Origin of the sequence: Brochothrix campestris (assembly GCF_046058945.1) — a bacterium.
In the GTDB taxonomy this organism is placed as follows: domain Bacteria; phylum Bacillota; class Bacilli; order Lactobacillales; family Listeriaceae; genus Brochothrix; species Brochothrix campestris.
Genome location: NZ_CP175511.1, coordinates 381002 through 393811, shown reverse-complemented (window position 1 = coordinate 393811; position 12810 = coordinate 381002). Strand labels below are relative to the sequence as shown.

The following is a 12810-nucleotide window of genomic DNA, read 5'->3' as shown; positions in this document are numbered from 1 at the left end:
CTTTTTTACCTGAAGTGCATAATGACAGTCTTTTGCTTCCTCTTATTGCATGTCTTTAGTCAATACCCTTTTCATTAATAAAAAATACTTATTTTTGTTTTTTATATAAAAAAACAGTCCTCTATTGAGGACTGCCTTTTTAATGTCAACTGTCGTTTTTAATCATCAACAATTACATTACGTTTTTTCTTCAATAATTTGGAAAGTAATTCATACATCAGAGGAACAATCACTAATGTTAAGGCAGTTGAACTAATCAATCCACCAATAACCGTAATCCCTAAGCCTTTCGAGATCAAGCCACTACCTTCAGCACCAATCGCTAACGGGATCAACGCACCAATGGTTGCAAGAGCTGTCATTAGGATTGGACGTAAACGTGTTGCCCCCGCTTCAATGATGGCTTCGCGCATCTCTAATCCTTCATGCTCTTTATGAATAATCCGGTCGACAAGTACAATTGCATTTGTTACAACGATTCCGATCAACATCAGTAAACCAATCATTGTTGAGACATCAATCGGCTCATTCGCAATCAATAAGGCAATAATCGAACCAATTACTGTCACTGGTAACGAGAATAAGATTGCAAGTGGCGCAAGTCCCTCACCGAAGGTAATAACAAGGATAAGATAGACTAACGCAATTGCCGCAACCATCGCTAAGCCCAGTTGACTAAAGGCACTATTCATATCCTCAGTCACACCACCAGTATCAATTGTAACTGATTTAGGTGTGTCAATTTTATCAACTTTTGCTTGTACTGCTGATGATGCTTTCGAAATATCTTTATCGGTCACTTTACCCGACACGGTTGCATACACCTTACCTTGACTACGGCTCACTGAGTTCGCTGTTGTGCCATTCTCGACTTTCACAAGTTTCGACAAAGCAATCGCTTCACCAGTCGGTGTCTTAATCGTTTGTTTCAAGACATCGTCAAACTCTTTTGGTGCTTTGACGCTGCTTTGAACCTCAACATCGATATCTTTATCGTCTTTTTTAATCGTTGTTAAGACGGTTGCTTTTTTATTCGGGTTGATGGCTTGGCTAATTTGAGCGGTTGATAAACCGGCTGCTGCCACTTTCTCGCCATCAATTTTCAACGTATGCTCTTCGTACGTTTCAGTTAAACTCGATGACACATTGTTCATATCATCACGTTTAGACATGATCGCTTCTATTTTTTTAACAGTTGCTTTCAAATCTTTTTCGCTGTTTCCATAAACAGAATAGCTTAATTCACTGTTCGACGTCATACTGAAATCTTGAGATTTCCATTCGCCAGCTTGTTTCAAGCCCATAATTTTGTTCATAACTTTTTCTTTCACTGCTTCAAAGTTTTTCGTGTCACTGTCAAAGGTGACATACATTAACGAACCGTTACCCGAACCACCCATCATCGGGTTAGCACCACCAGTTGATAATTGTGTCATCTTAACATCTTTCCGTTCCATAAATAACTGTTCAACTTTTTCAACATCTTTAGCGATGTCTTTTTCGGTTTGACCCGCTTTTGGAGTGTATGTCACATACATTAATTTTTGTTCATCGTCAGGCATGAAACTAAAACCAACGAGTGGTGTTAAACAGAGGCTACCAATTAAAACGATGAGCGTTGCCATCGATGTAATCCATTTATGATTAAGCACCCACTTTAAAATACGGGTATAACCGACTGCCATCTTACCATGCTCTTCAGTTTGTTTCTTAATAACCTTCGTCGGGTTATTAATTTGTTTTTTAAATAGTGAATGTGATAACACCGGTACAATTGTAACCGCAATAATTAACGAGCCAATTAACGCAAATGCCACCGTTAAAGCAAATGGCAGGAAGATTTCTCCGACCATGCCACCGACTAAACCAAGCGGTACAAAGACAGCTACGGTTACTAAGGTTGAAGACACAATTGGCCGGAACATCTCAAGTGTTGCTTCGCGAATGAGTGCCTTGCCTTTTAATTTCTCATCCGGTAAATGCATCCGACGATAGATGTTTTCGACCACGACAATCGAGTCATCAATTACGCGACCAATCGCAACGGTCATGGCACCTAAGGTCATCATGTTTAAGGTAATATCCATTTGTTTCAAGACAATAATACCCATTAATAACGACATCGGAATGGATACAATTGAAATAATCGTTGAACGGAAGTTACGTAAGAATAGTAAGATGATTAAGACGGCGAATAGTGCACCGAACAATGCTTTATCGAACATTGTTTTCACTGATGCTTCAATCGGTTGCCCTTGATCTAGGGTTGTATCGATTGTGACATCGTAACGGTCTTCGTATGTTTTTAACTTGTCTTTAACAGCGTTAACAACATCCACCGTATTGGCATCTTGGCCTTTAACAACTTGAATGGCTATCGCTTCTTTACCATTTGTGCGTGAGACAGATTCGACAACACCGACTTTTTCAATCGTTGCAACGTCTTTTAATTTAATGCTCGCTGGAACACCGGCCGCTGCAGCTGCTGCGGCTTGTGCTGGATCCGTAATCGTAAGTGGAATAAGCAGATTTTCTAGTTCCTTAACCGTTGTTGCTTTACCATCAACAGCGACTGATTCTTGTGACTTTTCAAAGTTGAACAGTCCAAGCGGCATTTTCAAATCGGTTGCTTGAATGATTTGGGCAATCGCCTCTTCCGTTAAACCATATGACTTCAGTTTTGCTTCATCATACGTAAGTTTCACCTTATCAATTTGTTGACCACTCGCTGCGGCTGAACCAACACCATCAATCCCTTGAATATCCGTCACGATGTTATTTTCGACTGTGTCGGTTAATTCTGCAATTGATTGTTTGTCGTTCGAGACACTTAAGGCAATTACCGGGAAAGCGTTGATTGAGACACGATCGATGATCGGCTTGTCGACCGTATCAGGGAAGGTGATTTTTTCAATCACTTCTTTGACGTTATCTTGCGCCACTTTCATATCGATGCCATACTTATACTCAATCTGTAATGATGACATGTTTTGATATGAAGTTGAAGTGACCGTTTTGACACTCTTGAGTGACTCCACCGCATTCTCAATCGGAATCGATACATCATTGGCCACCTGTTCTGGCGTTGCCCCTGGATACGTTGTCGCCACTGAAATAATTGGCACAGAAATATCAGGTAGTGTCTCCATTTTCATTTTAACGCCGGAATAAATTCCCGCACTCGCGATAATAATTGTCATTATCCAAATCGCTAGTTTGTTACGTAACACAAAGTTTACAATACTTTTCATGATTTTCTCCCTTTTATATGTATTCTTCCACGCGAAAAAACGTCGCTTCACCTTTAATATAGCATTCCAACTTGTCGATTGCACCTCATACGGAGCGAATCAGACGATGATGAACAAAATAACGTTTTCTGTTCAGTATATGGCTCAATTGAACGGCGAGACCGTCTCTGTTATTCTATAACTAACGAACTAACTAACAAACTACTAAAGGAGCATCTAAATGATAAACACCTTATCACTAACAAATCGCAAGGAGTTACGCACTTGGTTCGAATGTAATTATCAAACTGAGAGCGCTTGTTGGCTCACAATTACTATCAAACCTCAGCCTAATATTCTTTTTTACCTCGATGTTGTCGAAGAAGCCCTCTGTTTTGGGTGGATTGACGGCGTAAAAAAGAAAAACGCCGAAGGACAGCTTATGCAACGACTTTCACCACGTGCTAAACGCAGCAACTGGACCGAACTTAATAAAGCCCGTGTGCGTCGGCTTGAACGTGAAGGTTTAATGACTGATGCTGGACGCCGCGTTCTTCCTGCAATGAATGACTTTGTCATCCACCCTACTATTTCAGCTGCCCTACAAGCTGACCCACTCGTCTACGCTAACTTTTGTCAATTCCCCTCACTTTATCAATGTATTCGTGTCGATACCATACAAAGTTATCAACATGATCAAGCACTCTTTAGTAAGCGCTTGGATAAACTAATCGAGAATACCCGTTTAAATAAAATGTATGGCCAGTGGAATGATGATGGCCGGTTGAACTGAAAGTGACAGTAGCTCGTTCAACTTCGAAGATATTGGAAGATAAAAGGTCTGCGACTATTTCCCGTCGCTGCCTTTTAGCTGAAATATCCCAGAAGTTAGCTGATGGAACTGGAGAAACAAAAGTGACAGCAGCTCGTTCAACTTCGAAGATATTGGAAGATAAAAGGTCTGCGACTATTTCCCGTCGCTGCGTTTTAGCTGAAATATCCCAGAAGTTAGCTGATGGAACTGGAAGAACAAAAGTGACAGCAGCTCGTTCAACTTCGAAGATATTGGAAGATAAAAGGTCTGCGACTATTTCCCGTCGCTGCCTTTTAGCTGAAATATCCCAGAAGTTAGCTGATGGAACTGGAAGAACAAAAGTGACAGCAGCTCGTTCAACTTCGAAGATATTGGAAGATAAAAGGTCTGCGACTATTTCCCGTCGCTGCCTTTTAGCTGAAATATCCCAGAAGTTAGCTGATGGAACTGGAAGAACAAAAGTGACAGCAACCGTTAGAAGCAAACAGCTTCGAATCGCGAAAAAGGAAGTGAAAGTGACAGCCCTTATTCATCCCAATCACTCTTATTGTTCTTCATATTTAAAGCAAAAAAATAGCAACGGAGCGTTGTTTTTAGCAACGTACCGTTGATATTTTTTTGCTGCTTTATTCCAAATAAAAGACCGCTTCAAGGGCTGTTTCAACCGGGCTATTATCCGCATTCGTTTTCATTAAAGGCTTCATTGCGACCCACCATTCTTGACAAATAGCTGTTTCAGCAATTTTTTGGTAAGCCGCCTTATTATCAACTTCCAAATAAGCAAAGAGTTCATCCGTTGTTTCATCAAAGAAAATCGAATAGTTATGTGCTCCATGTGTCTTCAAGGCCGCCTTCATTTCCGGCCATAACTCATCATGCCGTTTTTTGTACTCGTCTTTTACATTTGGTAACAAATACATTTTACTCGCAATTCGTTCCATCGTTACACCCCTTTCAAATAGCCTGCCACTGGTGTGACTTTAAACGCATCTGCCAATGCTTGTAATTGTGCATCAGTAATCGTCTGTTTCACACCACCTTGTGCTTGTACATAGGTATATACTTGGGCAGCTTTTTCGGCTGTTTCAATTAAGCCAAATACTTCATCCATGTCTTTACCACAGCCATAGATGCCATGATGTGGCCACACAACGAGACGACTCTTTTGCATTTTAGCAGATGTTTGTTCACCAATAACAGTTGTTCCTGGAACAAGCCATTCAATCACACCGACACCGTCTGGGAACACAACAATACACTCCGTACACATTTGCCATAATGTTCGTGTTAGCGCACGTTCTGCCAAATCATGCGTATATGTCATTGCTAATAAATGTGTCGCATGGCAGTGCATCACAATCCGGTTGTTGGGATCGACTTCCAATCGTTTAATATGACTCATTAAATGTGAGGGCAACTCACTCGTTGGCACGCCTCCATCTACAAAGCCCCATAATACTTCAACAGCTGCGCCATCCGTTGCAATACGAATGACACCGAGACTCTTTTCTGGTTCGAATGCGACATTTTTGAAGTACTTACCTGAACCCGTCACAATAAAATAGCGTCCTGCTAAAGCCGTTGCATCAAATGCTAAGGGTAGCGTTCGTACGACTGTTGTTAACGTCAAATACTGTGCAACCTCGGCCTCCGTTAGCAAATAACTAATATTCCCGCCGTTGCGTTCATCCCAGCCTAAACGATACATATTGGCCGTTGTTGCCATCATCTCTTTTACAAAGTGAGCATTAATAATTGTCATCAGTGCGCCTCCTAGCGTTTTGCTAATACATTTTTTTCATATGCTTTTACTGCTGTCAACCAGTCAAGTCCAACTGGTACGCCTTGTTCTTGACAATAATAGTTCCACACACTACCGAATGGAAAATCTTTCAGTTCTTCAACCAATGCTAAGCGTTCTGTATAATTCCCCTCACGTTCAATTGTTTTTAAGTAGTCTGTTGGTTCTAACATCGCTTTTAGAACTGCTTTAATCGCGTTACGGGTTCCGATTACCCAAGCAGCCACACGGTTAATTGTCGCATCAAAAAAATCGAGGCCAATATATGTTTTTTGCAACAAATCATTACGAACAAGTTCACGTCCGATTGCTTGCAATTCATCATCCATGACAACGACATGGTCACTATCCCAACGAACAGGACGACTAACATGTAACAAAATTCCACTGCTATATAACGATAGAGCCGATAATTTATCAGAGATGACTTCCGTCGGATGGAAGTGTCCGGCATCCATACAAATTAATTTATCACGGGTTAAACCATAACCCATATAAAATTCATGAGAGCCAACCGTGTATGCTTCCGCACCAAGACCAAACACCTTACTTTCAACCGCATCTAATGTATGGGCTGTATCATAGCTCGTTTCAAAAATTTCATCGAGTGATTCCATTAGGCGTTGACGTGGACTAAGACGATCAATCGGTGTATCTTTGTATCCATCTGGCACCCAAAAATTATTCACACACACTTGACCGAGTTCCTCACCAAAATAGTTAGCGATTTTACGTGAGGCCTTTCCGTGTTCAATCCAAAATTGACGAATTGAATCATCTGGACTCGCTAATGTAAAACCATCTGCTGAATTAGCATGTGAGAAAAACGTTGGATTAAAGTCGAGTCCGATTCCCTGCGCTTTGGCCCAGTCAACCCATTTACTAAAATGACGCGGTTCTAATGTATTTAAATCGACTTGCTCCGTTGTATCTGCATACATTGCATGTAAGTTTAATTTATGTTTCCCAGGAATTAATGCATAGGCTTGCTCCAAGTCAGCCCGTAATTGATCCGGTGTATGTGCTGCCCCTAAATAGTTGCCGGATACAGCAATACCTCCGGTTAATTCACCGTCTGGATTTAAGAAGCCACGAACATCGTCGCCTTGCCAACAGTGCATTGAGATTTTCACCTGTGCAATTTTGCGTAAAACCTCATCTGTATCGATTCCAAGTGTGGCATATTGTGCTTTTGCTTCATTATATTGTGTAGTAATGTTTGTCATTTTAATGACCTCCTATTTTTGTTAGTAAGTGTTCAAATTCATTGTTTGCGTTATTAGATGGTTCATATGTTTCACCAGCAAATGATTGAGCGATCACCTGGCGTGCTTCTGCAAGATTGTCAATTTCTCCAGCAGTAATCATCTGCACCGCAAGATTACCAATTGCAGTCGCTTCAGCTGGTCCGGTTTTAATCGTAATGTTTGCTAAATCAGCGGTTAATTGGTTTAAGACTGCCACATTACTCCCACCACCGACAATGTAAAGCACCGCTGTTTTTTCACCAACAATCGCATCTAACGCCTTAATTTCTTTGGCATAACATAATGCTAAACTGCTATAAACACAATTGGTTAATTCACCGGTGGTTTGCGGAATCGGTTGGTTTGTTTCGCGACAATAATCTTGAATCGCAGCAATCATCTGTGGCGGATTGTTAAATCGCTCATCATTCACATCGATTACCGAGGTGAAGTAAGCGGTCTCATTTGCAAGTTCCGCCATTTCAGCATAACTGTGAAGATAGTCTTCATTACGGGCAATTTCTTGAACAATCCAAAGGCCCATAATGTTTTTTAAGAACCGGTAGGTACCATAAGCGCCCCATTCATTCGTATAGTTAGCCGCAAACGAGGCAGCGGTCACTTTGGGTGTTGCTAATTCTTTGCCTAATAACGACCAGGTTCCGCTACTAATATAAGACCAATTGGCGTGTGTTGCCGGTACACCAACAATTGCTGAGGCAGTATCGTGCGTCGCGACTGTAATTATTTCACAGGCAGGTAAGTCAAATGTTGGAAACTGCTCTCTTTGTAAGGGACCTAACACAGTGCCAGCTTCAACGAGTTCAGCAAACAACTCAGGTTTAACACCAATCTCACTTAAGAGATCGTCATCAAAGAGCTTATCTGAATAGTTTAATAACTGTGTCGTCGATGAATTGGTCACCTCTGAGACGGCTTTTCCGGTTAAACAATAGCCGATGTAATCAGGGATTAATAATAATGTATCCGCTTGTGCCAGAACGTCTTTATCTTCCACGTATAACTGATACAACGTATTTAATTCCAGAAATTGAATGCCCGTTTTTTGGTAAATATAATCTTTTGAACAATGCTCAGTCAGGTTTACAATTGCATTTTCTGTCCGTTTATCGCGATAACTAATCGGATCCGACAGTTTTTGGCCTTGTTGAAGCAGCACATAATCAACACCCCACGTGTCAATTCCGACCGAGCATGACTCAATCCCACGTGACTTTACGTGTGTTAAGCCAGTTAAAATTTGTGTCATCAACTCATCAATGTCCCAACGATCGTGTCCGTCTTTATGAGAAAAGCCATTTTTAAAGCGATGAATTTCTTCTAATGCAAGCTTGCCTGCTGTGATTGATCCTAGCAATACTCGACCACTTGAAGCACCGATATCAACTGCCACATAATGTTTCATCTAACGTCCCTCCTCTATTTCTCCGTTGAGCCGTAACGTTCTTTCGTAATCGCGGCTAACGATTTTCCTTGCGTGTTTGGCGTCCAAATCACACCGATAATGAGTGAAATGACGAGCATGATAATCATGAAGACACCGGCTGCTTTGAACCCTAGTGAGCTGAGCATTAGTGGGAATATCATTGACCAGATGCCGACACTTGAACGAACCACAAAATACATTAAGCCTTGTGCGGCCCCTCGATAGCGAGCTGGGAATAATTCTGAAGACCATAATGCGTAAAAGGCCTGTGCACCAATACCTGCTTGAAAGCCCCAAGCGATAACAAAAATCCATAAAGCCAACCACGTCATTCCTGCGAACGTTAAAACGATCCAAGCGATAACGCCAAGGGCTGCCCCAATCGTAAATAGTGTACGTTGACTAATTTTATCCGCATATTTAGAGAAAACAAAGTAGGTTGAAACAGCTGTTGTCGTCCAGAGAACCGTTTGTAACAAGTTCGCTTGCGTGTTTGTTAGCCCACCTACTGTTTCGTAGACGAATGGCATAAAGAAGCCCATTGCTCCAGCAACTAAGTTCCAGAACATGTACACTCCTACGAGGAATAATAACGATTTAATATTAATTTTATTCGTAAATAATTCTTTATAGGGATGTGCTTTTTTAGTGATTTTTTCTTCAGCCTGTGATGCTTGCCAAGCTTCCGATTCGTCGAGTTTCCGTTGCATTTGCCATGCAATAAAAGCAACAACAAACAATGTTCCGAAGATGATTCGATTACCCATTAATCCCAGTGGCGATAAAATAACACCGAGCAAGAAAATAATTGCAGGTCCAATCGACCAGGCAAATTGTGATATCCCAATATTACGGGCACGATTTCCTGCATCTGATGTTTCTGATATATACGTCCAGGCTGCTGGAACACCAATACCGACTGAAATACCAGTAACTAAGAAGCCGGCGAGCAACATCGTGAAATTCATCGAGAACATAATTAAGGCGACACCGAGCATGTAAATTAACATATTATACGTGTAAATAAATTTTCGGCCATATTTATCCGCTAAACGACCACCGAGTAATGCACCAATTGCTGCCCCAAACGCATTGGCACTTACCGCACCTAAGATACCGACAGCTAAACTTGATAAATTTAATTCTTCCGCCCAAAGTGTTAATCCTGAGGCCCCTGCAACTATCGCACCGGCATCCAAATAATTTGTTAATGAGACCGCAATAGTGCCTTTTTTATTTCCTGCTTTGTTCACAACTGCTTCCGACATTTCTTTTCCTCCTCTTTGTAAACGCTTTCTTAATTCTATTTAACCGCTTTTTGTATCCGCTTACAATGTCATTGTGTTAGAATGAAAGTATCAAATTCACAGAGGTGATAAAATGGATAGTAGTCTTTTAAATACGATTTCACAGTTATCTACGATTGAAAAAAGACAACAATCAGGTATGGCTTTTATTATGGATATTCCTCAATCTGGCATCCTCAGACTAAATAATGAAATTGAGTTGATTAATGACTATTTCTTCAAACACAAAGATATCTTCATTAATCGGCACAATCGTTTTGCTGACTACCCCGCTCATAAACATGAATTTGTTGAACTGAATTATATGCTCAAGGGTAGTTGTCAACAAGTTGTCGATGGTCATGAACTCACCTTACATGAAGGTGAATTATTATTATTAGACGTCGGCTGTACCCATTCTTTAAAAGCATGTGGCGAAAATGATTTATTAATGAATATTGTTTTCAAAAACCAAGCGATTAATATCGACTGGCTCACGACCATGCATAAACAAAATAGTCCCGCGTTCAAGTTTTTATTGAATGCTTCTGGTAAAACTAGCTGTAATCAAACAAAGTATCTTCATTTTGAAAGTAGTCATATCACACATATCCAATTTGTTTTATCACGGATTATTCATGAATATTATTTAGAGACAGATTACTCCACTCGCATAATACACATGTACTTGCCGATACTTTTCACTGAGCTTATTAGGAAATGTGATTCGATGCTTAGCCACTCATTAACGAAAGAATTGTCTGTCAATGATGAACTGATGCTTTCTATTTTAAAACTAATAGAAACTGACTATCAAACACTCACTTTAAAGCAACTTGCTTCAAAAATCGGCTACAATACAAACTACACTGGTAATCTCATCAAAAAAATTACAGGGCTGACCTTTACACAACTTTTGAATGAACGTCGGCTTATTGTTGCCCATCACCTCATAGCTACAACCGATTTACCGATTAATGCGATCATTGAGACGATTGGTTGTTCCAATAAAACTTATTTTTATAAAATATATAAAGAACACTTCCACCACTTCCCCTCTCACGCACGAAAAAAACAACAAGACACCTCCTATATTTAAGCTATCAATTGGAAACCGAACGAACTAATGCTATAGTACTACTTAAAGAGGGTATACCTAAAAAAAGATATAAATAAGGCGGTGTTCATATGGAGCGACAAACAGTGTTACAACTCGAACAAATCACTAAAAAAATCAAACGCAAGTCCATCGTAAGCGATATTACCTTTTCGCTTAAACAAGGCGAGATTTTAGGCTTATTAGGACCCAATGGTTCTGGTAAAACAACGATTATGCGACAAATAGTCGGTCTTACCTTTCCGACAAACGGTAAAATCGTTGTGATGAACGAGCAGGTCAGCCCAACTAATCGTAAATACTTAAAACATATTGGTGCCATTATCGAAAACCCCGAATTTTATAACTATATGACAGGCTACCAAAATTTAATGCAATTCATCCGCCTGTCCAATTATGAAATTACAACGACCGAACTCGATCAATTAATTGAACGCGTTCATTTAACCGACAGTATCCACAATAAGGTTAAGACTTATTCGCTCGGAATGAGGCAACGTCTTGGCGTCGCTCAAGCTATCTTACATAAACCAACCATTCTTATTTTAGACGAACCAACAAACGGACTAGACCCCCAAGGTGTGCGTGAATTCCGCGAGTTGTTAAAAGAACTCGCCTTTAAAGAGAACGTCGGTATTTTAATTTCGAGCCATCTGCTACATGAGATTGAACAAATGTGTACTCGCCTCCTCGTATTAGAAAAAGGCGTTATCATTAAGGATACATCTTTAGATAATATGCTTGTGCAAACAAATATCATTAAGTTAAAAACTTCCGATAACCACTCAGCCAAGCTGTCACTCGAGACCTTAGATTACGAGGCAAACTTAAGTGGGGAGCAACTTATCATCACGTTGAAAACAGCATCTTTGGCCGAGGTCATTCGTACACTCGTCCAAGATAACATTGATATTATCGCCATCGAGCAACCGCGTGAAACGCTCGAAGATAACTTCATCAAACTAACCAATCATTCACAAGGAGGCGATGTGCATGTTTAGTCTCATTCAAAATGAATTTTTCAAACTGTGGTTCCGTCGTTCAACTCTGGTTTTTGTACTGCTCACAGCTATTTTCGGTCTAGGGTTTGCTTATCTTTGCAGCTCACTCGAATTAGTATCTGATGGCGCCTACTATTTTTATAATTTAGGTGGCATTACGTCGTTAATTAATTTATTTATTGTCATCTTAGCCAGCACGATTGTTGCCAGTGAATTTAGCCAAGGCACCATTAAATTTTTATTGATTCGGCCATTTAGTCGCACACAAATATTGTTATCGAAAATCATCACGGCTTTTATCATGGCGATTTTATTAACACTTCTCCTATTTATGACGAGCTACCTCGGTACGTTACTGTTTTTTAAAGATGTTAATCTCACCGCCAATTTAACGAGTGTCGTTGACGTCTCTGCACTCAATTTAGCCTTTCGGACAGCAGGCGCAAATCTTTTACTCATGTTATTTTATATTATGATTTCTGTTTTCATCTCCGCTTCATTCAGATCGCAAGCATTGGCAGTTGGTTTTGGTACTGCCGTCTTATTTTCTTCGAGTATTTTAAATGGTATTTCGATGATGCTCATTCAAAAATACAGTTGGTTACGATGGAACCCGTTTAATACCTTAAATATTAAGGATAGTGTGATGCCTGCTAAATTAGCTGAATCAAACCTGTTTGACTTCCATCTTTCAGCTCCGCAGATGATGATTGCTTTGATGGTCTACATCATTATTTTTTATCTCTTGTCACAGGTTATTTTCAACCGTCGTGATGTATCACTTAGCTAAATCCACATACTATGATATACTATGATTAGAACTTATTTATATTGAAAAACAACTGGAGGAGCCTGTCATTGACGGGC

At 40.2% G+C, this 12810-nt stretch carries 11 protein-coding genes; 5 read left to right on the top strand and 6 right to left on the bottom strand.

Going from position 1 to position 12810, the window contains the following annotated elements; genetic code table 11:
- Positions 1-158: 158 nt before the first annotated feature.
- Positions 159-3251, bottom strand: coding sequence for an efflux RND transporter permease subunit (locus ACJYYY_RS02000; RefSeq protein ID WP_408869045.1), 3093 nt, complete (start codon positions 3249-3251; stop codon positions 159-161).
- Between the two features lie 220 nt (positions 3252-3471).
- Between ACJYYY_RS02000 and ACJYYY_RS01995 the strand changes: the two genes are divergently transcribed.
- Positions 3472-4023 (top strand): YdeI family protein, encoded by a 552-nt coding sequence (locus ACJYYY_RS01995; protein ID WP_035312936.1) that lies wholly within the window; start codon positions 3472-3474, stop codon positions 4021-4023.
- Between the two features lie 2 nt (positions 4024-4025).
- The gene (locus tag ACJYYY_RS01990) at positions 4026-4655 is read left to right on the top strand and encodes a hypothetical protein (protein ID WP_408869044.1); all 630 of its coding nucleotides are present in this window, start codon (positions 4026-4028) and stop codon (positions 4653-4655) included.
- A 15-nt stretch (positions 4656-4670) separates the two neighbouring features.
- Here ACJYYY_RS01990 and rhaM read toward each other — a convergent pair whose 3' ends face one another.
- The 5 genes from rhaM to ACJYYY_RS01965 are packed head-to-tail and all read right to left on the bottom strand — an operon-like array spanning position 4671 to position 9807.
- On the bottom strand, positions 4671-4985 hold the full coding sequence (rhaM, locus tag ACJYYY_RS01985; protein WP_035315482.1) for an L-rhamnose mutarotase: 315 nt from the start codon (positions 4983-4985) through the stop codon (positions 4671-4673).
- A gap of 2 nt (positions 4986-4987) precedes the next feature.
- A complete protein-coding gene (gene rhaD / locus ACJYYY_RS01980) occupies positions 4988-5806 on the bottom strand; it encodes a rhamnulose-1-phosphate aldolase (protein WP_198015775.1) in 819 nt (272 codons plus the stop codon).
- A gap of 11 nt (positions 5807-5817) precedes the next feature.
- Positions 5818-7071, bottom strand: a complete 1254-nt coding sequence (gene rhaA / locus ACJYYY_RS01975) for an L-rhamnose isomerase (protein WP_408869043.1) — start codon at positions 7069-7071, stop codon at positions 5818-5820.
- Position 7072: 1 nt separating this feature from the next.
- On the bottom strand, positions 7073-8518 hold the full coding sequence (gene rhaB / locus ACJYYY_RS01970; protein WP_035315484.1) for a rhamnulokinase: 1446 nt from the start codon (positions 8516-8518) through the stop codon (positions 7073-7075).
- 14 nt (positions 8519-8532) lie between these two features.
- Positions 8533-9807, bottom strand: a complete 1275-nt coding sequence (locus ACJYYY_RS01965; protein ID WP_035315486.1) for an MFS transporter — start codon at positions 9805-9807, stop codon at positions 8533-8535.
- A gap of 112 nt (positions 9808-9919) precedes the next feature.
- Here ACJYYY_RS01965 and ACJYYY_RS01960 point away from each other — a divergent pair, with 112 nt between their 5' ends.
- The 3 genes from ACJYYY_RS01960 to ACJYYY_RS01950 all read left to right on the top strand — a co-directional run bounded on the left by ACJYYY_RS01960 (position 9920) and on the right by ACJYYY_RS01950 (position 12733).
- The gene (locus ACJYYY_RS01960; RefSeq protein WP_408869042.1) at positions 9920-10924 is read left to right on the top strand and encodes an AraC family transcriptional regulator; all 1005 of its coding nucleotides are present in this window, start codon (positions 9920-9922) and stop codon (positions 10922-10924) included.
- Positions 10925-11013: 89 nt separating this feature from the next.
- Positions 11014-11943 (top strand): ABC transporter ATP-binding protein, encoded by a 930-nt coding sequence (locus ACJYYY_RS01955; RefSeq protein ID WP_035315488.1) that lies wholly within the window; start codon positions 11014-11016, stop codon positions 11941-11943.
- Complete coding sequence (locus tag ACJYYY_RS01950; protein WP_035315489.1) at positions 11936-12733, top strand: ABC transporter permease; 798 nt, start codon at positions 11936-11938, stop codon at positions 12731-12733. Before ACJYYY_RS01955 ends, ACJYYY_RS01950 begins: the two co-directional genes overlap by 8 nt.
- Positions 12734-12810 lie beyond the last annotated feature (77 nt).

Excerpts from the sequence above, each read along its gene's own strand:
- rhaM (WP_035315482.1), bottom strand. The coding sequence starts at position 4,985 with ATGGAACGAATTGCGAGTAAAATGTATTTGTTACCAAATGTAAAAGAC.
- ACJYYY_RS01955 (WP_035315488.1), top strand. The coding sequence starts at position 11,014 with ATGGAGCGACAAACAGTGTTACAACTCGAACAAATCACTAAAAAAATC.
- ACJYYY_RS01950 (WP_035315489.1), top strand. The coding sequence starts at position 11,936 with ATGTTTAGTCTCATTCAAAATGAATTTTTCAAACTGTGGTTCCGTCGT.
- ACJYYY_RS01965 (WP_035315486.1), bottom strand. The coding sequence starts at position 9,807 with ATGTCGGAAGCAGTTGTGAACAAAGCAGGAAATAAAAAAGGCACTATT.
- rhaD (WP_198015775.1), bottom strand. The coding sequence starts at position 5,806 with ATGACAATTATTAATGCTCACTTTGTAAAAGAGATGATGGCAACAACG.
- ACJYYY_RS02000 (WP_408869045.1), bottom strand. The coding sequence starts at position 3,251 with ATGAAAAGTATTGTAAACTTTGTGTTACGTAACAAACTAGCGATTTGG.
- ACJYYY_RS01960 (WP_408869042.1), top strand. The coding sequence starts at position 9,920 with ATGGATAGTAGTCTTTTAAATACGATTTCACAGTTATCTACGATTGAA.
- rhaB (WP_035315484.1), bottom strand. The coding sequence starts at position 8,518 with ATGAAACATTATGTGGCAGTTGATATCGGTGCTTCAAGTGGTCGAGTA.
- ACJYYY_RS01995 (WP_035312936.1), top strand. The coding sequence starts at position 3,472 with ATGATAAACACCTTATCACTAACAAATCGCAAGGAGTTACGCACTTGG.
- rhaA (WP_408869043.1), bottom strand. The coding sequence starts at position 7,071 with ATGACAAACATTACTACACAATATAATGAAGCAAAAGCACAATATGCC.